Source organism: Mesorhizobium sp. WSM1343 (genome assembly GCF_055901535.1).
In genome coordinates this window covers 3,350,146-3,374,402 of sequence record NZ_CM148370.1, presented here as the reverse complement: position 1 = coordinate 3,374,402, position 24,257 = coordinate 3,350,146, and the positions used below count along the sequence as shown (strand labels likewise).

Sequence of the window (24,257 nt, the reverse complement as noted above, 5' to 3'; positions counted from 1 at the left end):
TGAACCGGAGCGAAGCGTACTTTTGGGTACGTGAGCTCAGTTCTACCGCGACGCGGTAGAACGGGGAAGCGCAGGAAGCCGCCGTTTGCAGGCCGTCATCACCTGAATATCGATACGCCCTACCCGACGAACTGCCGCGCCACGATCAACACCGCCGCGCCCGCCAAAAACATCGCCATCAACCCACCGCGCAGCGAAACCACGGCGGTGACCACCAGTGCGGCCCATTCCGCCGGGCCGGCGTTCAACAGCTCGGGCGCTACCAGCGTCGTCAGCACCGCCGCCGGCACGGCATTGAGGCCGGCCTCGACGCGGGGATGGATGGTATCGAAGCGCGATATCACCAGGTGCCCGCCGATGCGCGTCAGATAGGTCGCGATTGCGCCGGCGATAATGATCCAGAAGGTCGTGCTCATGGCCGTGCCTTTACGCCGCTATGGTGGGGAGGCAGGATGACCGCCAGCAGCACACCGGCAACAGCGCCAATCGAGACATGCCAGGGCGAGCCCACGGTCTTGTAGGCGATGATGGAGGCGGCAGCGCTGGCAATGACCACCGGCAGCCACAGAGGCCGCTTGCGGAAGCCCAGCACGAGACCGAGGAAATAGATCGGCAGCAGGAAATCGATGCCTAGCGCGTGCGTGTCGGGGATCAGCTTGCCGAACAGCGCGCCAAGCGCGCTTTCGAGGATCCAGAACAGATAGACAGGCAAGCCAAGTCCCAGATACCAGGCAAAGCCGACCGTCCGGCCCGATTGCGCCCGCGCTTCGGCCACCGCGAATTGCGGATCGGTCAGGATGAAATAACCAAGCGCCTGCTGGATGAGGGGCCAGTGCGCGATGCGCCGGCCGATGCCGGCGGAATAGAGCACGTGGCGGAAATTGACGGCGAAGATCGACAGGACGATCAGCCACGGCGCCACATGCTGGCCGAACAACTGGATGCCGACCATCTGGCTGGCGCCGCCATAGACCAGCGCACTCATCAGAAAGGCTTCCAGGACCGAGAAGCCATTGTCCACGGCGAGCGCGCCGAACAGCACCGCAAAGGGCGCCGAGGCCACCACCACAGGCATCGACAGCCGCACGCCTTGCCAGAAATCGCTTCTGTCGCCGCTCTCGGAAATTACGTCCGTCGCCATCAACCACTCCTGATGCATGTCGCCCAAAAGGGGGATAACGACATGCACAACAACAAGGGAAGCGCGGTATGTAGGTGGCGCGGCTTGCCGTGTCACACGAATTCGCTTGAGCCAAACGATCAGCGGAAATGATCGCTGGATCGGCTGAGTTAGACGCTTATTCCTTCAGGATCTTGCCCTCGATCGCCCTGCCCCAGTCGAGCAGCGGCTTGGCGCGCAAGGTGAAATCGACGAGCTCGTCGACCAGATCAGCCGTATGGATTCCCGCGGGATCGATAACATGCTGGACGACAAAATGCCGGTTGCGGATGGCGGCGACAAGGTCGGGATCGCTGATTTCCTCGAAGCCGCGTGGCGTACGCTTCATACGGCCTTCGGTCTCGAGTTCAAGCCGGTTCTTCTTCAACGCCGCCACCAGGGCGCGAAACCTGTCCGGCCTTGCCGCGATGGCCTTGCGCATCGCCAGCAGCAGCGCCGGCTCCGGCTGCCACCAGGCAATGTCGGCGAAGCAGCGCTCAAGCCCGACATGCACGTAGAACACGCCCTGCTCCATCTTGGTGCCGTCGGGCGACAGGATGGCCGACAAATGCCTGTTGTAAGGCCGCTTGTCCTTGGCGAAGCGCACGTCGCGATTGATCCGGAACAGCGACTTCTTGCGGTCGCCGCGCAGGCCGAGCCCCGCCTTTGCGAAGCGCTCGGTCAGCGTGTCGACCAGATCGCCGAAGGGATCGCGCAATTCCTTTTCGAACAGGTCGCGATTCTCCAGGAACCATTCCCGGCTCTGGTGGAAATCCAGAGCCTTGAGGAACGGAATGGCCTTTGGGCCGAACCCCTTGAATGCACCTTCCATCACGCCTTGCCGATCCGCGCCAGCCAGGCATCCTCGTCGATCACCTCGATGCCGAACTCACTGGCAAGCTTGAGCTTGGAGCCGGCGCCCGGCCCGGCGACCACCAGATCCGTCTTCGCCGAAACCGAGCCCGCGACCTTGGCGCCGAGGCGCTCCGCCATGGCCTTGGCTTCGGAGCGCGTCATCTTCTCCAGCGAGCCGGTGAACACGACCGTCTTGCCGGCGACCTCACTGTCGGCCGAGACGTTGACGATATAGGGCTTCGGCTTGACCTGCTCGAGCAGCTTCTCAAGCACCTCGTCGTTGCGCTCATTGCCGAAGAAGCCGCGCAGCGCATCGATCACCGTATCGCCGATGCCGTTGACCGATGGGAAAACAGTATGTGGATCCTCCGCGGCCGCAGTCTCCTTGCCGACGCGGATCAGCTCCTCGATGGTCGAGAAGGTGCGGGCAAGCACGGCCGCCGTCGTTTCGCCGATATGGCGGATGCCGAGCGCGAAGATGAAACGGTCGAGTTCCGGCTCGCGGCGCGAGTCGATGGCCGCGAACAGCTTGTCGAGGCTTTCATAGTTGCGATCCTCGACGCTGCGCACATTCTTGCGTGTCTTGCCCGATGCGGCCTCGCGCTGCCTGGCCTGCTCCTCGCGGCGCTCGGCCAGCGCCCTGGTGACGGCCGGACGGCGATCCTTGAGCGTGAAGATATCGGCGGCGGTCTTGATCAATCCCGCATTGAAGAACGTGTCTATGTTCTCGGCCCCCAGCCCCTCGATGTCCAGGGCACCGCGCGACACGAAGTGGCGCAATCCTTCCACCGCCTGCGCCGGGCAGATCAGCTCGCCGGTGCAGCGGCGGCGGGAATCTTCCTTGCCGGTCTTCTCGTTGATCTCGCGCGTCGCCGGCGAGCCGCAGATCGGACAGGTGTGCGGGAACTCGTAGGGCACGGCATCGGGCGGCCGCTTGTCGATGACGACGCTGACGATCTGCGGAATGACATCGCCTGCCCGCTGGATCACCACCGTATCGCCGATGCGCACGTCGATGCCGTCGCGGATCGGCTGGCCGGTGCTGTCCAGGCCCTTGATGTAGTCCTCATTGTGCAGCGTGACATTCTCGACCACGACGCCACCGACAGTGACCGGCGCCAGCCGCGCGACCGGCGCCAGCGTGCCGGTACGGCCAACCTGGATGTCGATCTTCTGCACAGTCGTCATCGCCTGTTCGGCCGGAAATTTGTGCGCGACGGCCCAGCGCGGTTCACCGGTCACGAACCCCCATCGGCGCTGCAATTCCAGCTGATCGACCTTGTAGACGACGCCGTCGATGTCATAGCCAAGTGCCGAACGTTGCTCCTCGATCCGATGATAATGCGCGATCAACTCGTCGGCCGATTTCGCCCGCACCATCAGCGGACTGATCTTGAACCCCCATTCGGCGAATTTCTGCACCGAATCATATTGGGTCGGTGCCGGATCCGCTGTCGTATAGCCCCAAGCATAGGCAAAGAATTTGAGGTTGCGGCTGGCGGTAACGGACGGATCCTTCTGGCGCAGCGAACCGGCCGCCGTGTTGCGCGGATTGACGTAGTCCTGGCCGCCGACCGCCGCTGACCGCTGCTTCAACGCCTCGAATTCCGCATAGGTCATGTAGACCTCGCCGCGGATCTCGATGATTTCGGGCCAGCCCGAGCCTTTCAGCTTCGCCGGAATATCGGCGATCGTCTTCAAATTGGCGGTGATGTCCTCGCCGACAGCGCCGTTGCCACGCGTTGCGCCTTGCACGAACACACCGTTTTCGTAACGCAGCGAAGCCGACAGCCCGTCGATCTTCGGCTCGGCCGTGAAGGCAATGTCGAGCTCCTTGTCGCGATCGAAGAATCGCCGGCCGCGTTCGATGAAATCGGCGACGTCATCGTCGGTATAAGCCTTGGCAAGGCTGAGCATCGGCACCGCATGGCGCACCTTGGTAAAGCCTTCCGCGGGTGCCGCACCGACCCTGAGCGATGGCGAATCCTCGCGCACCAGCGCTGGAAAGCGCTCCTCGATGGCAAGGTTGCGCCGTGCCAGTGCATCATATTCCGCGTCGGTGATAATAGGCGCGTCTTCGGTATGGTAGCGCCGGTCGTGCTCGGCGATCACTTCCGCCAGACGCTTCAGCTCGGCTTCGGCCTCGCTTTCGGTCAGGGCATCGACTGGTTTTTCGGACATGGCTTTGCACCTGGCTGCTGTTGGCCCGGGACAATAGATCAGGATTCGGATGGAAGGGAGCTGAATTCTGACAAAACCACGCCGAAACAGCGGGATGGAGCCATATGCTGACTCTGTTGCAAAGCCCGGATTTTCACCGGTCAGCGAACGGTGGGTGGTAGGTCAGTCTGAAATCCCATCGGTCACTGAGCACTCAACCGCGTCGGACCGTGCATCGACGAACAGTCGGGTTCCATCTGTGAATTCAATCAGTACTTCTGCCGCACGAAACCGCCGAACGTGGCGCACCGTTTTTCCTGAGAGAAGTTTTGTCAATTCGACAGTTTCCTCTTCCAAATCCATCGGATTCTCCTAAGCCTCTGAGTGTTTCTTGTACGGCCCGCGAACCGTTGGCTTCTCGGCTTCCTTCGCTTCGACCCACTGCCGAACCGTGCGCCATCAGGACGCCACGATGTTCTCGCGCAGCAATCGTTCGGCGGCGGCACGCGCTTCGTCGGTGATGGTGGCGCCGGCCAGCATGCGTGCGATCTCCTCTTGCCGCGCCGGCCGGTCCATCTCGGCAATGCCAGTCGCGACACGGTCGGTGGTGCCGGATTTGGAGATCAGGAAATGCGTCGCCGCGCGCGCCGCCACTTGTGGCGCATGCGTCACCGAGAGCACCTGGACGCGCTTCGACAGCCGCGCCAGCCTTTGGCCGATGGCGTCAGCAACAGCGCCGCCCACGCCGGTGTCGATTTCATCGAAAACCAGCGTCGGCGCCGAGCCACGGTCGGCCAGTGCCACCTTCAGCGCCAGAAGGAAGCGCGAAAGCTCGCCGCCCGACGCCACCTTCATCATCGGCCCTGGCCGCGTGCCTGGATTGGTGCGCACCCAGAATTCGATCTGGTCGATGCCCTCTTCCATGCGGCTCTCGGCATCGCTCTTCATTTCCACGATGAAGGCCGCGCGTTCGAGCTTCAGGGCCGGCAGTTCCGCCATGACCGCCTTGGTCAGGCCGACCGCCGCCGCATGACGAAGCGAGGACAGCTGTGCGGCGGCAATGTCGTAGGTCTCGCGTGCCGCGGCGGCCTGCTTTTCCAGCCCGTGCAGGCGTTCCTCGCCGGCGTCGAGGTCGGCGAGATCGGCCGACATCGTGTCGCGCAGCTGCGCCAGATCGTCGACGGCGACGCTGTGCTTGCGCGAGGCCGCGCGCAGCGAAAACAACCGCTCCTCCGCCTTTTCCAGCCGCTGCGGATCATATTCGGTGGCGCGCAATGCGGCCTCGACGCCCGATTGCGCCGCGTCGAGCGACAGCATCGCCTCGTCGAGCGACTTGACCACGTCGTCGAGCAGGCCGGGCGCCTCCGTCACCTTGCGTTGCAGCCGCCTCAGCAGGCTGGCCAGTTGCGGCAAGGGCGACGACGGGCCGGACAGCACATCCTGCGCGTCATGGATTTCGGACGCGATCTTCTCGGCCCGCATCATCGACGCGCGCAGATCGGCAAGATCGGTCTCCTCACCCGGCTGCGGATCGAGCTTGGTCAATTCCGCCACAGCCGCGCGCAGATAGTCGGCCTCGCGCGCCGCCGCCGCCACCTTGGCACGGTGGCGCGACAGTTCCTGCTCGCAGGCGCGCCAATGCCGCCATGCCTCGCCAGTCGAGCGAACGGCGCCGAGATGGCCGCCGAAAGCGTCGAGCACCTCGCGGTGCGCGCCGGGATCGACCAGAGCGCGTTCGTCATGCTGGCCGTGGATTTCGACCAGCACGCGCCCGACATCGCGCATCAAGGTGACGCTCGAAGGCTGGTCGTTGACGAAGACACGGGTGCGGCCGTCCGCGGTCTGCAGGCGGCGAAGGATGATGTCGCCGTCATCCTCGATCGCATTGTCGGCAAGCAGCGTGCGGGCCGGATGGTTGCGCGGCACGTCGAAGACGGCGATGACCTGGCCTTGCGCCGCGCCGTGGCGCACCAGCGACGCGTCGCCGCGCGCACCAAGCGCCAGCGACAGGGCATCGAGCAGGATGGACTTGCCGGCACCGGTTTCGCCGGTCAGCACCGAAAGCCCCGGCTGGAAGTCGATATCCAGCTTCTCGATCAGGACGATATCGCGGATCGACAGTCTGGAGAGCATCAGAACCCGAATCTAGGACGGCACGCGACCATTTGCAGTCGCCAGCGCCGCACTATCTTTTTGTTTGAGCACCGGATCAATCCGAAAAGCGCTGCGTACGCTTCGATCCGATGCTCCAAGCAAGTTCTGCGGTTTTGCGACGAGAACCTGCGACAAGCAACGAAACCAGGCAGACGGCGCATCGGCGAAGCCCGCGGCGTCTGCTTGGGGGTCAGGCGCCGGTGATCAATTTCCCGGCCTTGGATATCCACGACCCGGCATTTTCGCGCGGTGCAAGCCCATTGCTCTGCAACAGCTTGTAGGAATCCTTGTACCACGAGCTGTCAGGATAGTTGGTGCCGAGCACGGCGGCGGCGGTCTGTGCCTCAGAGGTCAGGCCCATCGCGTAATAGCTTTCGGTCAGGCGGGCGAGCGCCTCCTCGACATGGCGCGTGTTGGAATAGTTCTCGACCACGGTACGGAAGCGCTTGACGGCGGCGATGTATTCCCGGCGCTCGAGATAGTAGCGGCCGATCTGCATTTCCTTGCCGGCCAGCTGATCGTTGGCGAAGCGGATCTTTTCCTTGGCGTCGTCGACATATTCCGATGTCGGCCAGCGCGTCACCAGATCCTGCATCGTCTGAACGGTTTGGCGCGCTTCCTTCTGGTCCTGCGTCACGTCCTTGATCTGGCGGTAATAGCTCAAGCCGATGATGTACTGCGCATAGGCGGCGTCATCGGTCGACGGGTAGAGCGTGAGATAACGCTTGGCCGAGCCGATCGCCTCGTCGTAATTGCCCTGGCGATAGTCGGCGAAAGCGCCCATCACCATCGATTTGCGGGCCCATTCCGAATAGGGATGCTGGCGGTCGACGGCGTCGAACTTGCGGCTCGCCTCCTGCAGGCGCCCGGCATTGAGATTGGCAAGGCCCTGGTTGTAGAGAACATCGGCCGGCTCGGTCTGGTCGACATAGGTCGACAGGTCGATATCTTTCTCCGACGACATGCAGGCCGACAGGAAGAGCGATGGAACAACTACTGAAAGCGCCAGGAAAACGGCCCTCTGCGGTGCTTTCAATTGACCAACTCGCTTGAAGAACATGATTGGATCTCGCCCTTTCGGCGCTATTTCAATGCCAGTTGCATGCCATTGTTTCAAAACTGGTCCCCACTTTTGAACGACATGCACTAATCGACGGCAGCAGCCATAAACCATAACCGCCTTGCCCGGCAACGCTATCTCCGGCCAATCGCACATTTTTGTGGCGGCCGGACACAGCTTGGACATCAACGCAATTTCACTGGCGGGTGGTGCATTCCTGCAACACGCGCAATCGCCCATGGAACCCGAAAAACCTGGGAAAATCAGATCATCCAGGGCGCGTAGAGCGGCGCGTTGACGGCGTTCATCTCGGCGCTGCGGCCACGCTCCCGGCGCGTCGTCTCGACGATCTCGAACGCCGTGCGATCCGACAGCAGGCGGCGCAGGGCCGCGGCATTCATCCTGTGGCCGCCGCGATAGGAGCGGAAGCAGCCGATGAAACGGGCGCCGGCCAGCGCCAGGTCGCCCATGGCGTCCAGCGTTTTATGGCGCACGAATTCGTTGGGATAGCGCAGGCCGCCCATATTGATGACGCGGTTGTCGTCGCCGATCACCAGCGAATTCTCCAGCGAGGAGCCGAGCGCATAGCCTGCAGCCCACAGCCGCTCGACATCCTTCATGAAGCCGAAGGTGCGGGCGCGCGCGATGTCGCGACGGAAAATATCGGCATTGAGGTCGGAGGCAAACAGCTGACGGCCGATCGCCGGGCTTTCGAAGTCGATCTCGATCTCGAAACGGGTTCCGTCATAGGGCCGAAACTCCGCCCACGAGGCGCCGTTCTCGATGCGGACCGGCTTGATGACCCTGATATAGCGGCGCTTGACCGAAAGCGTCTCGATGCCCGCCTGGTCGATGGCTTCGACGAACGCCATGGCGCTGCCATCGAAGATCGGAACCTCGGAACCGTCGATCTCGACAGCGACATTGTCGATGCCGAGCCCAAACAGCGCCGCCATGATGTGCTCGACCGTGGCGATATGCTCGCCGGCGGGATCACCAAGCATGGTGCACAGGTCGGTGGCGCCGACTTCCGAGACCAGGGCACGAAACTCGCGGCCCTGCTCGGCACCGTTGAAAAGCTGGAAAACGATGCCGGTGTCGGCATCCGCCGGCATGAAGCTGATGGACACTTCCTTGCCGCTGTGGACGCCGGTGCCGGTAAGCGACGCGCGCGTCTTCAATGTCGTCTGATAGTCGTGCAAGACAATCCCCATAAGCCCGTAATGCCTAGGTCCGCTTCTCCAGCCCGAGGGCGCGGCTCTTGTGTGAATCGGCTGGCAGGGCGACTTCCCCCGAAATCCCGGCAAACCGATGATGGTAGGCAGCGAAGATAATGTCCCGTCAGGGAGACTCCAAATCACGGTTTCTTACTCTGTGTAACCGCGAACTGGAATGGGTGCGACTTTGTAAGCGGTTGAAATCACATCATTTAAAACGTTAACAGGCAAGCGATTCCTCGCTTGCCTGTTAACAAATGTTACAGTCCGTTTACCAATCAGTTGGCCTGGCGGCGCAGGAACGCCGGAATCTCCAGCTGATCGTCTTCCTGAGTCGTCCTCACCTGCGGCGTCAGGCGGCCCTGATCGTCGAGTTGGCCACGGCGCGGCGCATAGAGCTGCGCATCCTGGCTGGCGAGGCGGCGCACTTCGGGCGCGGCCTGGCGCAGCTTGGGCTCGCGCGGCTGCGCCGGCTGCAGCCTTGCGGGTTCTTCCTCGCGGCGGGTCAGTCCGTTGGTCAGGCGCTTCAGCAGGCCCATCGGCCCGCTGTTGTTCTCGTGGTCCACCGGGCGGCTCTTGGCATCCACCTCGGCCTTGACGACGGGCGGGAAGTCCTCGACGCGAGGCATACGCTGAGGTGCCATGGCAACAGGCTGCGGGGCTTCGCGCAGCATCTCGCGCGGCTGCGGGGCCGGCTGCATCTGCTGGACCACTGGCTGCGGCATCGGCTGTGCTGGCGGCGCCTGGAAGATCTTGCTCTGCGGGCGGAAATCTTCTGCGTGAGCGACAGGAGCCGGGCGCGCCTGCGCCATCGCCGCGGCATTGGCTTCGGCCAGTTGGATGGCTTCGGCGACAGGGTCGACAGCGCGTGGCTCGTAGGCCGCCTGCTGAACAGGCGCCGGGCGAGCCTCCGCGATCTGAGCCGCCGGGCGGCTGACCGGCTTCGGAGGCGCTGTGCGGATCGAGATCGGCGCAGCGGCGATTTCAGCCGCCGATTTGTCGATGCCGGTGGCAACCACCGAGACGCGGATGACGCCTTCGAGTTCCTCGTCGAAAGTGGCGCCCAGGATGATGTTGGCGTCCTGGTCGACTTCCTCGCGGATACGGGTCGCCGCTTCGTCGACTTCGAACAGCGTCAGGTCGCGGCCGCCGGTGATCGAGATCAGCAGGCCCTTGGCGCCCTTCATCGAGGTCTCGTCGAGCAGCGGGTTGGCGATCGCCGCTTCGGCGGCGGCCATCGCGCGGCCCTCGCCCGAAGCCTCGCCGGTGCCCATCATCGCCTTGCCCATCTCGCGCATGACCGAGCGCACGTCGGCGAAGTCGAGATTGATCAGGCCTTCCTTGACCATCAGGTCGGTGATGCAGGCGACACCGGAATAGAGCACCTGGTCGGCCATGGCGAAGGCATCGGCGAAGGTGGTCTTGTCATTGGCCAGCCGGAACAGGTTCTGGTTGGGGATGACGATCAGCGTATCGACGCATTTCTGCAATTCCTCGATGCCGAAGTCCGCGGTCTTCATGCGGCGCTGGCCTTCGAAGTGGAACGGCTTGGTGACGACGCCGACGGTGAGGATGCCCTTTTCGCGCGCTGCGCGGGCAACGACGGGAGCAGCACCGGTGCCGGTGCCGCCGCCCATGCCGGCTGTCACGAAGCACATATGGGTATTGGTCAGGTGATCGAGGATTTCATCGATGCACTCTTCCGCCGCCGCACGGCCGACTTCCGGCTGCGATCCCGCACCGAGCCCCTCGGTGACGTGAGCGCCGAGCTGGATCAGGCGGCCTGCCTTCGACATGGTCAGCGCCTGCGCGTCGGTGTTGGCCACCACGAACTCGACGCCGCGCAAACCGGCGGTGATCATGTTGTTGACGGCATTGCCGCCGCCGCCGCCGACACCGAACACGGTGATGCGCGGCTTAAGCTCGGTGATGTCCGGCTTTTGCAGATTGATGGTCATTGTCTCCGTCCTTTGCCTTTCACGCCGCTTCGCCGCCGCGGCCGCCTATGGGGCTGTCCCCGTCAATTTTAGAAACTGTCTCTCAACCACTGACTCATGCGATGCAGTTTTCCGCCCGTTCCGGTCATTTTGAGACCGGAAATTCCTTTCGCCGGATGGCTCTCGAAGCTCGCCATCTGCGGGTAGATCAGAAGCCCCACCGCGGCCGAGAAGGCCGGCCCCTTCGCCGCTTCCGGCAGGCCGGCCACGCCGAGCGGGCGGCCGATGCGCACATTTCGTCCCAGGATGCGGCGCGCCGCCTCCGGCAGGCCGGCAAGCTGGCTGGCTCCGCCGGTAAGAACCACACGCTTGCCCACTGCATTGCCATAGCCGGACTTGTTCAGCCGGTCGCGCAGCAGTTCGAGCGTCTCGTCGATGCGGGCGCGCACGATGCGCGTCATCACCGAGCGCGGGATCTGCAAGGGCACGTCGCCATCGTCACCGATCGGCTGGATCGAGACCAGGTCGCGATCGTCGGCGCTGCCGGGCAGCGCCGAACCATGCATCACCTTCAGCCGTTCGGCGGCATCAAGCGAGGTCGACAGCCCCTTGGCCATGTCCAGCGTGACATGGTTGCCGCCGATGGCGATGGCGTCGCCATGGACGAACTTGCCTTCCGAAAACACCGAGATCGTGGTCGTGCCGCCGCCCATGTCGATGCAGGCCGCACCCATTTCCAGCTCGTCGTCGACCAGCGCCGCCAGCCCGCTGGCATAGGGCGTCGCCACCATGCGCTCGACCGACAGATGCGAACGGTTGATGGACAGCTCCAGATTGCGCATCGGCGCGGCGTCGCCGGTCAGCACATGCATGTCGACGCCGAGTGCGTCGCCGACCATGCCGCGCGGATCGCGCACGCCGCGTTCGGCATCCAGCGAGAAGCCGACGGGAAGCGAATGGATCACTTCGCGCTCGGCCTTCAGCGCCTGCTTGGCGCCAGCACCGAGAACGCGCTTGATGTCGGCCTCGTCGGCCTCGTGGCCGCCAAGATTGATGGTGGCGGAGAAGGCTTCGCTCTTCAGCCGGCCGGCCGTCATGTTGACGATCAGCGAATCAACCGTCAGCCCGGCCATGCGCTCGGCTGCGTCGACGGAAAGGCGGATGGCATGCTCCGCCCTGTCGAGATCGACCACGACACCCGACTTCACGCCTTGCGACTTCTGATGGCCGATGCCGATCACCTGGATCCGGTGCGAACGGCCGCGCAGCAGCTTGCCGTCATCGCACGGCTTGAGCTTGGCCACCATGCAGCAGACCTTGCTCGAACCGACATCCAGCACCGTCAGGGTGCCAGACCGGCGCGACGCGGCATCGCCAGGACTGCCAAGCCAGCTCATATCTTCGTCTCCGGCTTGCGCTTCAGGCTCTTGGGTTTCTCGTTGAGGGCGGCTTCGCGCTGCGTCGCCGCTTCCGCCGTCAACTGGACGACCAGCCGGTCCGTCAGGCGCATGTCGACGGCGGCGATGTCGCGCGACAGCAAACCGTTGTCATGATCCATCTTCACGAGTTCGGCGAGCGCCTGATCCTCGTCGTCCTCGGGAAGCTTGATGGTGATGCCATTGTCCAGCTTCAGGTCCCAGCGCCGTTCGCCGACACGGATATAACCTTTGATCCGGTTCGCGAGCTCGGGATATTTTTCGACCTTGGCCAGGAAATCGGGCGCGCTCGCCGGCGCGCCGGTGCCGATCAGCAGCGGCAGAAGCACCTGCTTGCCGCCCGAGAACGGCGCGATCATGGCGCCATTCCTCTCGATGACCGAAAGCTCGTCACCCTGCTGCCAGAGCGCGAAAGCCTCACGCTCCTCGACACGCACTTCCAGCGTATGCGGATAGACCTTGCGCACCGCCGCGACCTCGATCCACGGCAAGGTCGCAATTCGTTCCCGCGCGGCCTCGGCATTAAAGCCGATCAGCGACGTCCAGCCGTCGAGTTCAAGCCTGTCGAGTATATCGATTTCCGAGGTCTGGCGATTGCCCACCACCTTGACCTGATCGACGGCAAATCCGGTACGGGCGGTGATGCTCTGCACGATACCGTCGACATGACCGCCGAGATAGGCGCCATAGGCACTGCTCGAGAAAATCAGCACGGCCGACATCATGGCCGCGGAAAAGCGCGGCGCCTGGAATTCCCCGACACCGAGGCGCGCCATAATGCGCACCGGGCGGCGCAGCATCCGCGGCAGCACGAAATGGTCCAACGACAACGACAGGCCGAACAGCGCCGGACCGGCCGCGCCCCTCTCCCTACCCTGTCCCCATTTCAACGCAGACACGAAGCGTCCTCCACCATCCAACTCAACAAATCGCCAAACGAGTGCCCGGCCTGGGCGGCGATTTCAGGCACCAAGGACGTCGGCGTCATACCCGGCTGGGTGTTGACCTCGAGCCAGACAATCTCGCCGTTTTCGGAATGCCGATCGTCATAACGGAAGTCCGACCGGGAAACGCCCCGACAGCCGATCGCTTGGTGAGCCTTGAGCGCCAGTGTTTGTATTTTTTGGTAAATATTCGGTGAAACTTTTGCGGGGCATTCGTGCTTTGATCCCCCGGCGACATATTTTGAATCATAGTCGTAGAAGGAATGGCCGGTCGGGATGATCTCGCAGACCCCCAGCGCCACATCGCCCATCACCGCGCAGGTCAGCTCCCTGCCGTGAATGTAGCGCTCGACCATGACGGTATCGCCATATTTCCATTCCGACGAGCCAAGAACCTGCGGCGGATGCGACTGGCCTTCATGCACGATGACGACACCAAAGCTCGAACCCTCATTGACCGGCTTGACCACATAGGGCGGCTTCATCGGATGCTTGTTCTGGATGGCGAAGCGGCTGGCGACCTTCGATTCGGCGACCACGATGCCGACCGCCTTGGCAACCCGTTTGGCCTGCTCCTTGTTCATGGCCAGAGCCGAGGCGAGCACGCCGGAATGGGTGTAGGGAATGCCGAGATATTCGAGGATGCCCTGGATGGTGCCGTCCTCGCCGAAGGGGCCGTGCAGCGCATTGAAGGCGACATCGGGCTTGAGCTCGGCAAGCACGGAGCCGACATCGCGCCCGACATCGACGCGGGTGACCTGGTAACCTTCCTTCTCAAGCTCATCGGCGCAAGCCTTTCCGGAGGACAGGGACACGGGCCGCTCGGACGAAAAACCACCCAGCAGGACGGCCACATGCTTGTTTTTCATTCCCCGGCATCCCCTCTCTCACGGCGGACCAAAACCAGATTTTCCGCAACATTGAGTCAGAGTCTCCCGGCAGGTTGCCCCCCAGACGGAAAACGCTGAAACGCGTCGAACGACTCAAATCAGGAAACGCTTTCGAGCAGAGAATCAGAGAGTTGATTCACTGGCAAGTGCTTACGATTCCGAGAGATTCACTTTCTGAGAAAATGGATGCGAAAAGCGTGTCGTTGAGTCTTTGCGGCAACGGTCGCGGACCGTTTTTCGCCTCGTTGAAGTTCATGCATCACATGAACTTCAACACGCGCTAGGTGTGTCGAGATTCAGGTCAGGCCGAGTCGAAAACGATGGCTTTCGAGAACCGGAGCGGAGCATCACCTGAATATCAGCGCACCTTAAAGGAGCTGCCCGAGAAACTCCTGAACGGCATGCCCTGGCCGGAAATTGCCGATGCGCTTGATTTCCCATTGCAGCCGGATACCGGAATTCTCCAGCACCCGCGTGCGCACCGTCTCGCCGAGATATTCAAGGTCGTAGCCGGTCGCGGTTCCGGTGTTGATCATGAAGTTGCAATGCATCGGCGACATCTGCGCGCCGCCGATCATCAGGCCGCGGCAGCCCGCTTTGTCGATCTCCTTCCAGGCCGATGTGCCGTCGGGATTCTTGAAGGTCGAGCCGCCGGTCTTCTCGCGGATCGGCTGCACGGTCTCACGATGGTTCTGCACGGCCTCCATCGCAGCCTTGATGGTCGCCCTGTCCTCGGCAAAGCCTTCGAACACGGCGGAGGTGAAGATCAGCCCGGAAGGAGCCGCCGAATGGCGATAGGCGTATCCCATATCGGCATTGCTCAGCGTCTGCACATTGCCCTTGCGATCGAGTGCTCGCACTTCGATGACGCGCTCGCGCGTCTCGACGCCATTGGCGCCGGCATTCATTCGCAGCGCACCGCCGATTGCACCCGGAATGCCGTGGTAGAAATGAAAGCCGCCAATGCCGGCCTCGAGCGCCACCGCTGCGACGCGCTTGTCGGGGGTCGCAGCTCCCGCCTTGATCCTGATTGGCGAAATCACCTCGGCATCGCCGAAGCCCTTGGCCGAAAGCCGAATGACAAAGCCCTCGATGCCGCCATCGCGGACCAGAAGGTTGGAGCCGACGCCGACGACCGTCAGCGGTATCTCTTCGGGAACGGCTTTCAGGAACGCGGCAAGGTCCTCCTCGTCGGCCGGCTGGAACAACGCTTCAGCCAGCCCCCCGGCACGGAACCAGGTGATCTTGTTCATCTCGGCGTTCGGCGTCAGGCGGCCACGCAGGCCGGCAAGCCGGTCGCCAAGTCTGTCGATCAGGGCCTGGCCGTGCATCATGAGACGGTCCCGCCAAGCTCCTTGGGCAACGCATAGGCCCATTGGGTGATGTTGCCGGCTCCAAGGAAGACGACGAAATCGCCCGGCTTGGCCAGGTCACGGACGATGGCCGCAATCGCCGCCGGGCCCTCGATGTAGCGCGCGTCGCGATGACCGCCGGCGCGGATGCGCGACACCAGCGCGTCCGAGCTGACGCCGTCGATCGGCTCTTCGCCGGCCGCGTAGACCGGCGCCACCATTACTGTGTCGGCGTCGTTGAAGCAGGTGGAAAACTCGTTGAACAGATCATGCAGCCGGGTGAAGCGATGCGGCTGGGCAATGGCGATGACACGACCCTGGGTGGCGCTGCGCGCCGCCTTCAGCACCGCCGAGATCTCGACCGGATGGTGGCCGTAATCGTCGAATATTTCGACGCCGTCCCACGAACCGGTATGGGTGAAGCGGCGCTTGACGCCGGCGAAGGACGACAGGCCCTTCTTGATCGCCTCGGCCGACAGGCCGAGTTCGTGCGCGACCGCGATTGCTGCCGTCGCGTTGGAGACGTTGTGACGGCCGGGCATCGGCAGGCGCAGGCCTGCTATGACAGTCTGGCCGCCGGTCTTGCGGTCGCGGATCACCACGTCGAATTCCGAAATGGCACCTGACATGCGGTGATTGGTAAAGCGCACGTCGGCCTGCGCATTCTCGCCATAGGTGATGACCCGGCGGTCCTCGATGCGGCTGACCAGCGCCTGCACTTCGGGGTGATCGGTGCACATCACGCCAAAACCGTAGAACGGAACGTTCTCGACAAACTGGCGGAACGCCTCGCGCACCTTGTCGAAGCTGCCATAGTGGTCAAGATGCTCGGGGTCGATGTTGGTGACGACCGCGATCTCGGCCGGCAGTTTCAGGAAGGTGCCGTCGCTCTCGTCGGCCTCGACCACCATCCATTCGCCGTCGCCCATGCGGGCGTTGGTGCCGTAGGCATTGATGATGCCGCCATTGATCACGGTCGGATCGAGCCCGCCCGCATCGAGCAAGGTCGCCACCATCGAGGTCGTCGTCGTCTTGCCATGCGTGCCGCCGATCGCCACCGCCTGGCGAAAGCGCATCAGTTCGGCCAGCATCTCGGCCCGGCGCACGATCGGCAGCAGCTTTTCGCGCGCGGCCTTCAGCTCAGGGTTGGATTTCTTGATCGCCGTCGAGACGACCACCACCTCGGCATCGCCGAGATTCTCGGCCCTATGGCCGACGAAGCATTCAATGCCCTTGTCGCGCAGCCGCTGCACATTGGCGCTTTCGGCCTGGTCGGACCCTTGCACCTTGTAGCCGAGATTGTGCAGCACTTCGGCAATGCCGCTCATGCCGATGCCGCCAATGCCGATGAAATGCACAAGGCCGATGGTCTGCGGCATCTTCATGCTTGCGTCCCCTTCCTGAAATCCGAAACGGTTTTTTTGGACGCAATAGCCTCTGTAAGATCGGCGAGCAACCGTGCCGCGTCCGGCCTGCCGGCCGATTTCGCACCCGCCGCCATCGCCGTCAGCCGATCGGGGTCGTCCATCAGCCCGCCGACAAGCGCTGCGATGCGTTCGGACGAGAGCGAGGATTGCGGATGCACTTCGCCGCCGCCGGCAGCGGCAAGGGCCGCCGCGTTCGCCGCCTGATCGTGATCGAGCGCATGGGGGTAAGGCACCAGCAGCGCCGGCCGGCCGATGACGGCGATCTCCGAGACGGTCGAGGCGCCGGAACGCGAGATCACCAGATGAGCGGCCGCCATGCGTGCCGCCATATCGGTGAAGAAGGGCGAGACCTCGACGGCGACGCCAAGGGTGGCATAGGCCGCCTTGACCCGCGCCACGTCATCGGCGCGCGCTTGTTGGGTAATGACCAGCCGTTTGCGCTGGGCGTCGGAAAGCAGCGCAATGGCTCCCGGCACGGCATCGGAAAAGAATTGGGCGCCCTGGCTGCCGCCAAAAACCAGCAGGCGGAACGGTTGATCCCCGGCAGATGCCGCATAGGCAGTCTTGGCCGCTTCCAGCACCGCAGGCCGGACCGGATTGCCTGTCGTCACCGTCTTGACCCCGGCTGCACTGCTGTCCTGCGGCAGGAAGCCGCCGGCGATCGCGTCGACACGGCCGGCCAGCGCCCGGTTGGCGCGCCCCATCACCGCGTTCTGCTCATGGATCAGGGTCGGTACCTTGCGCCGTGTCGCCGCGTAGAGCGGCGGCAAGGTCGGATAGCCGCCGAAGCCGACGACGGCATCCGGCTTGATCCTGGCGATGACGGCAGAAGCCTGGCGCACGCCGCGCCAGATTTTCCAGAAGGCACCAAGCAGGGCAAAAGGGTTTTTCGAGCCCATCGTCGCCGACTGGATCGGGTGGACGGCGGCAGCCGGAAAATGGCCGGCGAAACGCTCGGCACGGTCGTCGGTTGCCAGGTGCACCGACCAGCCGCGCTCGTTCAGCTCATGCGCCAGCGCCTCGGCCGGGAAAAGATGCCCACCGGTGCCGCCTGCCGCGAGAAGGATGACGCCTCTGGCCATATCACTCCGCCGGCACGGCGCGTTGCGACAGACCAAAGCCCATCTGCTTGCGCTTTTCCGGCCGCTTGCGTGTCAGCGCCAGCACCATCCCCATCGAGATGGCGATGGCGATCTGCGAGGAGCCGCCATAGGAGATGAACGGCAGCGTCATGCCCTTGGCCGGCACAAGCTGGAGGTTGACGCACATGTTGATGACCGCCTGCAGGCCGAAGACGGTGACGAGGCCGCCGACCGCGTAGCGGGTGAAATCGTCATGCTCCTTCAGCGCCGTGTTGAGGCCGCGCAGCACGATGAAGGCGAATATCGACATGATGAAGAAGCACATGATCAGCCCGAACTCTTCGCCTGCGACCGAGAAGACGAAGTCGGCATGGCTGTCGGGAATGACCCGCTTGACTGTGCCCTCACCTGGTCCGACGCCAAACCAGCCGCCATTGATCAGCGCGTCGCGTCCCATATCGACCTGGAATGTGTCGCCTTCGCCGGTAAGAAACTTGTCGATGCGCAAGGCAACGTGCGGGAACACCGTATAGGCGGCGAAAACGCCGCCGACGCCGGCGGCACCCAGCGCAACGATCCACAGCCAGGGCAGCCCGGCCATGAAAAACATGATGCCCCAGGTGCCGGTCGTCAGCATGGTCTGGCCGAGATCCGGTTGCGCCACCAGCAGCGACACGACCAGTACCAGCAGCAACATGGCGAACAGATTGCCGGGAATGTCGGGCTGGCGCTTGTGCTCAGCGAAAAGCCAGGCGCACATGATGACGAAGGCTGGTTTCAAAAATTCCGACGGCTGGATCGACAGGCCGGCAAGCGACACCCAGCGGCGTGCGCCCTTCACCTCGACGCCGATGTAGAGCACCGCCACCATCAGCACCAGCATCAGGCACAGCATGATCAGCGCCATGCGCCGGATCTGCCTGGAATCGAGGAACGACACAGCCAGCATCACGCCGAGCGCCGGTACGGTGAAGATGATCTGCCTGGTGGCGAAGTGGAAACTGTCGAGGCCGATGCGTTCGGCGACCGCCGGGCTCGCCGCGAAGGACAGCACGATACCGAGGCCCATCAGCGACAGGAACGCCGCCAGGAACCAGCGATCGATCGTCCACCACCAGGTCGCAACCGGACTTTTGTCGAGACGGCTCTGCATTATCGTGCCCCTCCGATGGGTTTCACACCCTCGATAGCATTCGCAGCTTGCCTGAAGGCTTCGCCGCGAACTTCGAAATTCTTGAACTGGTCGAAGCTGGCGCAGGCCGGCGACAGCAGCACCACCGCCTCGCCGCTGTCGTCCTTAGCCGCATCATGCGCGGCGTGCTCGACCGCCGCGGCCAGCGTGCCTGAAATCTCGTAGGGCACGGCCTCGCCCAGCGTCGCCGAAAACGCCGGCGCCGCCTCGCCGATAAGATAGGCCTTGGCGATGCGCGGGAAGAAGCCGCGCAAGGGTTCGATGCCGCCTTCCTTGGGCAGGCCGCCGGCGATCCAGTAGATGCGTGCAAAGCTCGACAGCGCCGGCGCCGCAGCATCGGCATTGGTCGCCTTGGAATCGTTGATGAACAGCACATGGTCCTTGCGGCCGACCTGCTCCATGCGGTGCGCGAGGCCGGGAAAGCTTTCCAGTCCCGACTGGATCTCGCCAAGCTCCAGCCCGATCTTGAGACAAGCGGCGACCGCAGCCAGAGCGTTCTGGGCATTGTGCTGGCCACGCAAGGAGCCGATGCCTTCGAGGAAGGCGACACGGCTGTAACGGCCGTGCACAGCTTCCATCAAATTGCTGCCATCGGCGAAATAGCCGTCGGTCAGCGGCAGGCGCTTGGAAATGCGGATGACATGCCGCCCCGCCCGCTCCAGCCGCTCGGCAATCTGCGCGCACCAGGAATCGTCGACGCCGACGATCGCCGTCTCGCTGCCGGCCACCAGCCGCTCCTTGATCGCGGCGTAGTGCTGCATGGTGCCATGGCGATCGAGATGATCGGGCGTCAGATTGAGCAGGATGCCGGCCGTCGGATTGATCGAGGGCGCGAGGTCGATCTGGTAGGACGAACACTCGACGACATAGTGCCGATCGGGCTCGGGCGGATCGAGCGTCATCACCGCGCGGCCGATATTGCCGCCCATCTGGGCATCGCGTCCCGCGGCTTTCAGGATGTGCGCGGTCAGCGCGGTCGTCGTCGACTTGCCGTTGGTGCCGGTGATGGCGATGAAAGGCGCTGTCGGCGCGCTCAGCATCCGCTCGCGGCAGAAAAGCTCGATGTCGCCGACGATCTCGACGCCTGAGCCGCGCGCCAGTTCCACCGTCCAATGCGGCTTGGGATGCGTCAGCGGCACACCAGGCGACAGCACGAAGGCCGAGAATTTCGCCCAGTCGGCGCCGCGCAAATCAGCGGTCGCGATACCGGCAATGGCGGCCTTGGCCACACTGTCGGGATTGTCGTCCCAGGCCAGCACGTCCGCGCCGCCCTCGATCAGCGCGCGCGCCGTCGCGATCCCCGAGCCACCAAGCCCGAAGAGCGAAACGCGCTTGCCTGAAAAGGATGCGGCGGGGATCAAAGGGCTTCCTATCTCAGCTTGAGGGTCGACAGGCCGACCAGCGCCAGGATGACGGCGATGATCCAGAAGCGGATCACCACCTGGCTTTCGGTCCAGCCGAGCTTTTCGAAATGATGGTGGATCGGCGCCATCAGGAACACCCGCTTGCCAGTCATCTTGAAGTAGCCGACCTGGATGATGACGGACAGGATTTCGACGACGAACAATCCGCCGACGATGACCAGCACGATCTCATGCTTGGTGGCGACCGCGACGGTGCCGATCAGGCCGCCCATGGCCAGCGATCCGGTGTCGCCCATGAAGATCGCCGCAGGCGGCGCGTTGAACCAGAGGAAGCCGAGGCCAGCGCCGATGACCGCGCCGAGCACGACCGCCAGTTCACCGGTGCCGGGCACGAAATGGATCTGCAGATATTCGGCGAACACGGCGTTGCCGGAGAGATAGGCGATGACGCCGAAGGAGGCAGCCGCGATCATGATCGGCACGATCGCCAGGCCGTCAAGGCCGTCGGTCAGGTTCACCGCATTGCCGGCGCCGACGATGACGAAGCAGGAGAACGGAATGAAGAACCAGCCGAGATTGACGATGAATTCCTTGGCGAAGGGAAAAGTCAGCGACGACGAGAACGGCGCCTGGCCATTGTGCATGATCACCCAGGCGGCGATGCCGGCGATGACGAACTCAAGCGCCAGCCGTGCCTTGCCGGAAAAGCCGAGATGCGACTGCTTGGTCACCTTCAGATAGTCGTCGTAAAAGCCGATCGAGCCGAAGCCCAGCGTCACCAGCAGCACCACCCAGACATAGATGCTCGACAGGTTCGCCCACAAAAGCGACGAGCCGATAATGCCCGACAGGATCATCAGTCCGCCCATGGTCGGCGTGCCGGCCTTCTTGAAATGCGTCTGCGGCCCGTCGGCGCGGATCGGCTGGCCCTTGCCTTGCCGCAGCCGCAGCGAATTGATGATGGTCGGTCCAAAGATGAAGACGATCAGCGCCGACGTGATCAGTGCCCCGCCGGTGCGGAAGGTGATGTAGCGGAAGACATTGAAGACCGAGACCTTGTCCGCAAAATCGACGAGCAGTGTGAACATGCGCTTTCGTCCCCCGACCTAGGTCTGTTTTCTGGCTGTCGATTCAGCCGGGAACTTGCCCAGCAGCGCATCGACCAGTTTTGCAAAACCGATGCCCTTCGACGATTTGATCATCACCACGTCACCCGGCTTGAGCGCGGCAAGCAGCACCGGCTTCAGCTCCTCGACACCGGCGCGGTATTCCGTCTTGATCTCAGCCGGCAGCGCTTCGGCCAGCGCCCGCATTTCCGGGCCGCCAAGAAAAACGGTCTGCGTGCCCGTGCCGACGATGAGATCGGCAAGGGCCGCATGCAGCTTGGTCGAATGGTCGCCGAGTTCGAGCATGTCGCCGAGCACGGCGATGCGGCGGCCCTCGCCCGTCACCGGCGTCGCGTTGAGCAATGCCATGGCTGCAGCCATCGATGCCGGATTGGCGTTGTAGCTCTCGTCGATCAGCGTGATCGACCCGCCGGGGTGGCTCGAAGTCGAGCCACCGGGATGGCGCAGCACATGGCGCTTGCCGCGCCCGCGCTCGGCGGAGAGATCGGCCAGTGCTGAAGCAACCTTGTCGAGATCGGCGCCGACCAGATGCGCCGCACCCAGCACCGCCAGCACGTTCTGCACCATATGGCGGCCGGGCGCGCCGATCCGCGCCGTCACTTCGTGGCCGCCGATCCTGGCGGTGATGTCGGAATGATCGGCATGCAGTTCGCATTTGGTGAGCTTGAAGGTAGAGCGCGCATTCTCGCCGAAGCCGTAGACGTGCTCGACACCGGCGGCATGGGCCATCTTGTCGAGCAGCTTGAATCGGGCATCGTCGCGGTTGAGGACGGCGGCCCCCTCGGGCTCCAGCCCCTCGAAAATCTCGGCCTTGGCCTTGGCGATCTCGTCCAGATTACGGAAAAAGCCGAGATGCGCCGCCGCGATCATGGTGACGATGGCGACATGCGGCCTCACCATCTTGACCAGCGGACGGATCTCGTCGGGATGGTTCATGCCGATCTCGAACACGGCATAGTCGCAATCATCAGGCATCCGCGCCAAGGTCAGCGGCACGCCCCAGTGATTGTTGAAGGACTGCGCCGAGGCATGCACCTTGCCTACGGCTTGCAGCACATGGCGCAGCGCTTCCTTGGTGGTGGTCTTGCCGGCCGAACCGGTCACAGCGATGATTTTCGCGCTCGAGCGGGCGCGCGATGCAACACCAAGCTTTTCCAGCGCGACCAGCACGTCCTCGACGACGATGATCGGCGCTGTCAGCCGGCCGAGCGACGGCAGCTTGCCTTCGGCCACCACCAGCACGCCAGCGCCAGCCTTGATGGCGGCGGTTGCGAAGTCATGGCCGTCCATCGCGTCGCCCTTGATGGCGAAGAAGGCGTCGCCCGGCTGCAGGCTGCGGCTGTCGATCGAAATGCCTGAAATGCCATCCGGCATCGGCCCGAGCGGCCGCCCGTCCATGGCGGCAACCAGCGCTTCGGAGGTCCACAGCAAGCTCATGCTGCGCGCTCCGTGAGTGCCGCGCGGACTTCCTCATGATCGGAGAAATGCAAGGTCTCGGAGCCGATCGTCTGGCCTTCCTCGTGGCCCTTACCGGCCACGATCAGCGTGTCGCCGGCATGCAGCATGGCGACCGCTTCGTGGATCGCCTGGCGCCGGTCGCCGATCTCGATGGCACCTGGAGCAGCGGCCAAAATAGCGGCACGGATCGTTTCCGGCACTTCGGAGCGCGGATTGTCGTCGGTGACGATGACGACATCGGCAAGCCGCGTCGCGATTTCGCCCATGATCGGCCTTTTTCCCCGGTCGCGGTCGCCGCCGCAGCCGAACACGACGATGACACGACCGGTGGTGAACGGCCGTACCGAAGCCAGCACGTTTTCCAGCGCGTCCGGCTTGTGGGCATAGTCGACATAGACCGGCGCGCCATTGCCGGTGGTGCCGACGAGGTCGAGCCGGCCCGGCGCGCCCTTCAGTTTCTCCAGCGCTATCAAGGCTTTGGCGACAGGTGTTCCCGTGGAAATGGCAAGACCCGCCGAAACCAGCGCGTTCGAAATCTGGAAATCACCGGCCAGCGGCAGGTCGATCTCGTAGAGCACGCCGTCGGCCTCGACTTCGGCCCGCTGGCGGTGGCGTTCGTGCTCGACCCGTTTCAGCCTGAGGAAGTCGCCATGGCGGCCGACCGTCAGCACATTGAGCCCGGCAGCCTTTGCGGCCACGGTCGTCGACGCCGACCATGGATCGTCGGCGAAGATCACGGCCGGCGCGCCCTTCGGCAGCAACGTGTCGAACAGGCGCAATTTGGCGCGGTGATAATCCTCGATGGTCGGATGATAATCCATATGGTCGCGGCCGAGATTGGTGAAGCCGCCGGCGGCCAGCTTCACGCCGTCGAGGCGGCGCTGGTCGAGCCCATGGCTGGAGGCTTCCATCGAGGCGTGGGTGACGCCGGCATCGGCCAATTCCCGCAGCAATTGATGCAGGGCGACCGGATCGGGTGTCGTCAGCGAACCATAGTCGTTGCGCCCAGGCGCCACCACGCCGGTGGTGCCGATCGAAGCGGCGGCATAACCGGCTTGCTCCCAGATCTGCCTGGTGAAGGCTGCGACCGAGGTCTTGCCGCTGGTGCCGGTCACCGCGACCATGATCTCAGGCTGCTTGCCGAAATAGCGTGCCGCACTCTGCGCCAGCGCCAGGCGCGGATCGTCGACCGCCAGCACCGGAACCGGGAGCCCGGCAATGGTGCTGCCCTTGCCCGCCACGATCGCGGCCGCACCGCGCGCGGCGGCATCTGCGGCATAAACGGCACCGTCGGCCTTGGTTCCGGCGAGCGCAAAAAAGACAACGCCCGCTTTTGCCTCGCGGGAATCCGAAGAAATCCCTGTAACCTCCAGATCGACGGAAGCTATTCCCTCGACGGGCAGGATACCGGCTAGATCTCTGAGCTTCATCGAATCCCGTTCA

At 63.7% G+C, this 24,257-nt stretch carries 20 protein-coding genes; all 20 read right to left on the bottom strand.

Annotated elements, in window-relative coordinates; translation table 11 throughout:
- Positions 1–119: 119 nt before the first annotated feature.
- Positions 120–416 (bottom strand): AzlD family protein, encoded by a 297-nt coding sequence (locus AC0NIL_RS16325; protein ID WP_013530970.1) that lies wholly within the window; start codon positions 414–416, stop codon positions 120–122.
- The gene (locus AC0NIL_RS16320) at positions 413–1,141 is read right to left on the bottom strand and encodes an AzlC family ABC transporter permease (RefSeq protein WP_063168301.1); all 729 of its coding nucleotides are present in this window, start codon (positions 1,139–1,141) and stop codon (positions 413–415) included. Before AC0NIL_RS16320 ends, AC0NIL_RS16325 begins: the two co-directional genes overlap by 4 nt.
- 157 nt (positions 1,142–1,298) lie before the next feature.
- Entirely contained in the window at positions 1,299–1,991 is a 693-nt protein-coding gene (locus tag AC0NIL_RS16315; RefSeq protein ID WP_473572033.1) for a DUF2461 domain-containing protein, read from the bottom strand.
- Positions 1,991–4,195: an NAD-dependent DNA ligase LigA gene (ligA, locus tag AC0NIL_RS16310; RefSeq protein WP_473572034.1), complete on the bottom strand. Its 2,205-nt coding sequence runs from the start codon at positions 4,193–4,195 to the stop codon at positions 1,991–1,993. Before ligA ends, AC0NIL_RS16315 begins: the two co-directional genes overlap by 1 nt.
- A gap of 162 nt (positions 4,196–4,357) precedes the next feature.
- Complete coding sequence (locus tag AC0NIL_RS16305) at positions 4,358–4,537, bottom strand: hypothetical protein (RefSeq protein WP_473572035.1); 180 nt, start codon at positions 4,535–4,537, stop codon at positions 4,358–4,360.
- 96 nt (positions 4,538–4,633) lie between these two features.
- A complete protein-coding gene (recN, locus tag AC0NIL_RS16300) occupies positions 4,634–6,307 on the bottom strand; it encodes a DNA repair protein RecN (protein ID WP_473572036.1) in 1,674 nt (557 codons plus the stop codon).
- 211 nt (positions 6,308–6,518) lie between these two features.
- Positions 6,519–7,388, bottom strand: coding sequence for an outer membrane protein assembly factor BamD (locus tag AC0NIL_RS16295; protein ID WP_063168306.1), 870 nt, complete (start codon positions 7,386–7,388; stop codon positions 6,519–6,521).
- A gap of 263 nt (positions 7,389–7,651) precedes the next feature.
- Positions 7,652–8,602, bottom strand: a complete 951-nt coding sequence (gene lpxC, locus AC0NIL_RS16290) for a UDP-3-O-acyl-N-acetylglucosamine deacetylase (protein ID WP_013530964.1) — start codon at positions 8,600–8,602, stop codon at positions 7,652–7,654.
- Positions 8,603–8,883: 281 nt separating this feature from the next.
- Positions 8,884–10,563: a cell division protein FtsZ gene (gene ftsZ, locus AC0NIL_RS16285; protein WP_063168307.1), complete on the bottom strand. Its 1,680-nt coding sequence runs from the start codon at positions 10,561–10,563 to the stop codon at positions 8,884–8,886.
- A gap of 68 nt (positions 10,564–10,631) precedes the next feature.
- Positions 10,632–11,939, bottom strand: a complete 1,308-nt coding sequence (gene ftsA / locus AC0NIL_RS16280) for a cell division protein FtsA (protein ID WP_013530962.1) — start codon at positions 11,937–11,939, stop codon at positions 10,632–10,634.
- Positions 11,936–12,877, bottom strand: a complete 942-nt coding sequence (locus AC0NIL_RS16275; RefSeq protein ID WP_024501462.1) for a cell division protein FtsQ/DivIB — start codon at positions 12,875–12,877, stop codon at positions 11,936–11,938. Before AC0NIL_RS16275 ends, ftsA begins: the two co-directional genes overlap by 4 nt.
- Positions 12,865–13,791, bottom strand: coding sequence for a D-alanine--D-alanine ligase (locus tag AC0NIL_RS16270; protein ID WP_024501463.1), 927 nt, complete (start codon positions 13,789–13,791; stop codon positions 12,865–12,867). Before AC0NIL_RS16270 ends, AC0NIL_RS16275 begins: the two co-directional genes overlap by 13 nt.
- A gap of 389 nt (positions 13,792–14,180) precedes the next feature.
- Positions 14,181–15,146, bottom strand: coding sequence for a UDP-N-acetylmuramate dehydrogenase (gene murB / locus AC0NIL_RS16265; RefSeq protein ID WP_027160635.1), 966 nt, complete (start codon positions 15,144–15,146; stop codon positions 14,181–14,183).
- Positions 15,143–16,549, bottom strand: coding sequence for a UDP-N-acetylmuramate--L-alanine ligase (gene murC, locus AC0NIL_RS16260; protein ID WP_473572038.1), 1,407 nt, complete (start codon positions 16,547–16,549; stop codon positions 15,143–15,145). Before murC ends, murB begins: the two co-directional genes overlap by 4 nt.
- A complete protein-coding gene (gene murG, locus AC0NIL_RS16255) occupies positions 16,546–17,673 on the bottom strand; it encodes an undecaprenyldiphospho-muramoylpentapeptide beta-N-acetylglucosaminyltransferase (protein ID WP_013530957.1) in 1,128 nt (375 codons plus the stop codon). Before murG ends, murC begins: the two co-directional genes overlap by 4 nt.
- A gap of 1 nt (position 17,674) precedes the next feature.
- Positions 17,675–18,826 carry a putative lipid II flippase FtsW gene (gene ftsW / locus AC0NIL_RS16250; protein WP_013530956.1) on the bottom strand — a complete coding sequence of 384 codons (1,152 nt, stop codon included), beginning with the start codon at positions 18,824–18,826 and terminating at the stop codon, positions 17,675–17,677.
- A complete protein-coding gene (gene murD / locus AC0NIL_RS16245; protein ID WP_127370083.1) occupies positions 18,826–20,226 on the bottom strand; it encodes a UDP-N-acetylmuramoyl-L-alanine--D-glutamate ligase in 1,401 nt (466 codons plus the stop codon). The genes ftsW and murD overlap by 1 nt, the downstream gene beginning before the upstream one ends.
- Before the next feature lie 8 nt (positions 20,227–20,234).
- On the bottom strand, positions 20,235–21,317 hold the full coding sequence (gene mraY / locus AC0NIL_RS16240; protein WP_013530954.1) for a phospho-N-acetylmuramoyl-pentapeptide-transferase: 1,083 nt from the start codon (positions 21,315–21,317) through the stop codon (positions 20,235–20,237).
- Between the two features lie 18 nt (positions 21,318–21,335).
- A complete protein-coding gene (locus tag AC0NIL_RS16235) occupies positions 21,336–22,793 on the bottom strand; it encodes a UDP-N-acetylmuramoylalanyl-D-glutamyl-2,6-diaminopimelate--D-alanyl-D-alanine ligase (protein WP_473572039.1) in 1,458 nt (485 codons plus the stop codon).
- On the bottom strand, positions 22,790–24,244 hold the full coding sequence (locus AC0NIL_RS16230; RefSeq protein WP_473572041.1) for a UDP-N-acetylmuramoyl-L-alanyl-D-glutamate--2,6-diaminopimelate ligase: 1,455 nt from the start codon (positions 24,242–24,244) through the stop codon (positions 22,790–22,792). The genes AC0NIL_RS16235 and AC0NIL_RS16230 overlap by 4 nt, the downstream gene beginning before the upstream one ends.
- Between the last annotated feature and the right edge of the window lie 13 nt (positions 24,245–24,257).

Excerpts from the sequence above, each read along its gene's own strand:
- recN (WP_473572036.1), bottom strand. The coding sequence starts at position 6,307 with ATGCTCTCCAGACTGTCGATCCGCGATATCGTCCTGATCGAGAAGCTG.
- AC0NIL_RS16320 (WP_063168301.1), bottom strand. The coding sequence starts at position 1,141 with ATGGCGACGGACGTAATTTCCGAGAGCGGCGACAGAAGCGATTTCTGG.
- AC0NIL_RS16270 (WP_024501463.1), bottom strand. The coding sequence starts at position 13,791 with ATGAAAAACAAGCATGTGGCCGTCCTGCTGGGTGGTTTTTCGTCCGAG.
- AC0NIL_RS16295 (WP_063168306.1), bottom strand. The coding sequence starts at position 7,388 with ATGTTCTTCAAGCGAGTTGGTCAATTGAAAGCACCGCAGAGGGCCGTT.
- AC0NIL_RS16230 (WP_473572041.1), bottom strand. The coding sequence starts at position 24,244 with ATGAAGCTCAGAGATCTAGCCGGTATCCTGCCCGTCGAGGGAATAGCT.
- mraY (WP_013530954.1), bottom strand. The coding sequence starts at position 21,317 with ATGTTCACACTGCTCGTCGATTTTGCGGACAAGGTCTCGGTCTTCAAT.
- AC0NIL_RS16305 (WP_473572035.1), bottom strand. The coding sequence starts at position 4,537 with ATGGATTTGGAAGAGGAAACTGTCGAATTGACAAAACTTCTCTCAGGA.
- murC (WP_473572038.1), bottom strand. The coding sequence starts at position 16,549 with ATGAAGATGCCGCAGACCATCGGCCTTGTGCATTTCATCGGCATTGGC.
- murB (WP_027160635.1), bottom strand. The coding sequence starts at position 15,146 with ATGATGCACGGCCAGGCCCTGATCGACAGACTTGGCGACCGGCTTGCC.
- murG (WP_013530957.1), bottom strand. The coding sequence starts at position 17,673 with ATGGCCAGAGGCGTCATCCTTCTCGCGGCAGGCGGCACCGGTGGGCAT.
- ftsW (WP_013530956.1), bottom strand. The coding sequence starts at position 18,826 with ATGCAGAGCCGTCTCGACAAAAGTCCGGTTGCGACCTGGTGGTGGACG.
- AC0NIL_RS16235 (WP_473572039.1), bottom strand. The coding sequence starts at position 22,793 with ATGAGCTTGCTGTGGACCTCCGAAGCGCTGGTTGCCGCCATGGACGGG.
- ligA (WP_473572034.1), bottom strand. The coding sequence starts at position 4,195 with ATGTCCGAAAAACCAGTCGATGCCCTGACCGAAAGCGAGGCCGAAGCC.
- ftsA (WP_013530962.1), bottom strand. The coding sequence starts at position 11,939 with ATGAGCTGGCTTGGCAGTCCTGGCGATGCCGCGTCGCGCCGGTCTGGC.
- lpxC (WP_013530964.1), bottom strand. The coding sequence starts at position 8,602 with ATGGGGATTGTCTTGCACGACTATCAGACGACATTGAAGACGCGCGCG.
- AC0NIL_RS16315 (WP_473572033.1), bottom strand. The coding sequence starts at position 1,991 with ATGGAAGGTGCATTCAAGGGGTTCGGCCCAAAGGCCATTCCGTTCCTC.
- ftsZ (WP_063168307.1), bottom strand. The coding sequence starts at position 10,563 with ATGACCATCAATCTGCAAAAGCCGGACATCACCGAGCTTAAGCCGCGC.
- AC0NIL_RS16325 (WP_013530970.1), bottom strand. The coding sequence starts at position 416 with ATGAGCACGACCTTCTGGATCATTATCGCCGGCGCAATCGCGACCTAT.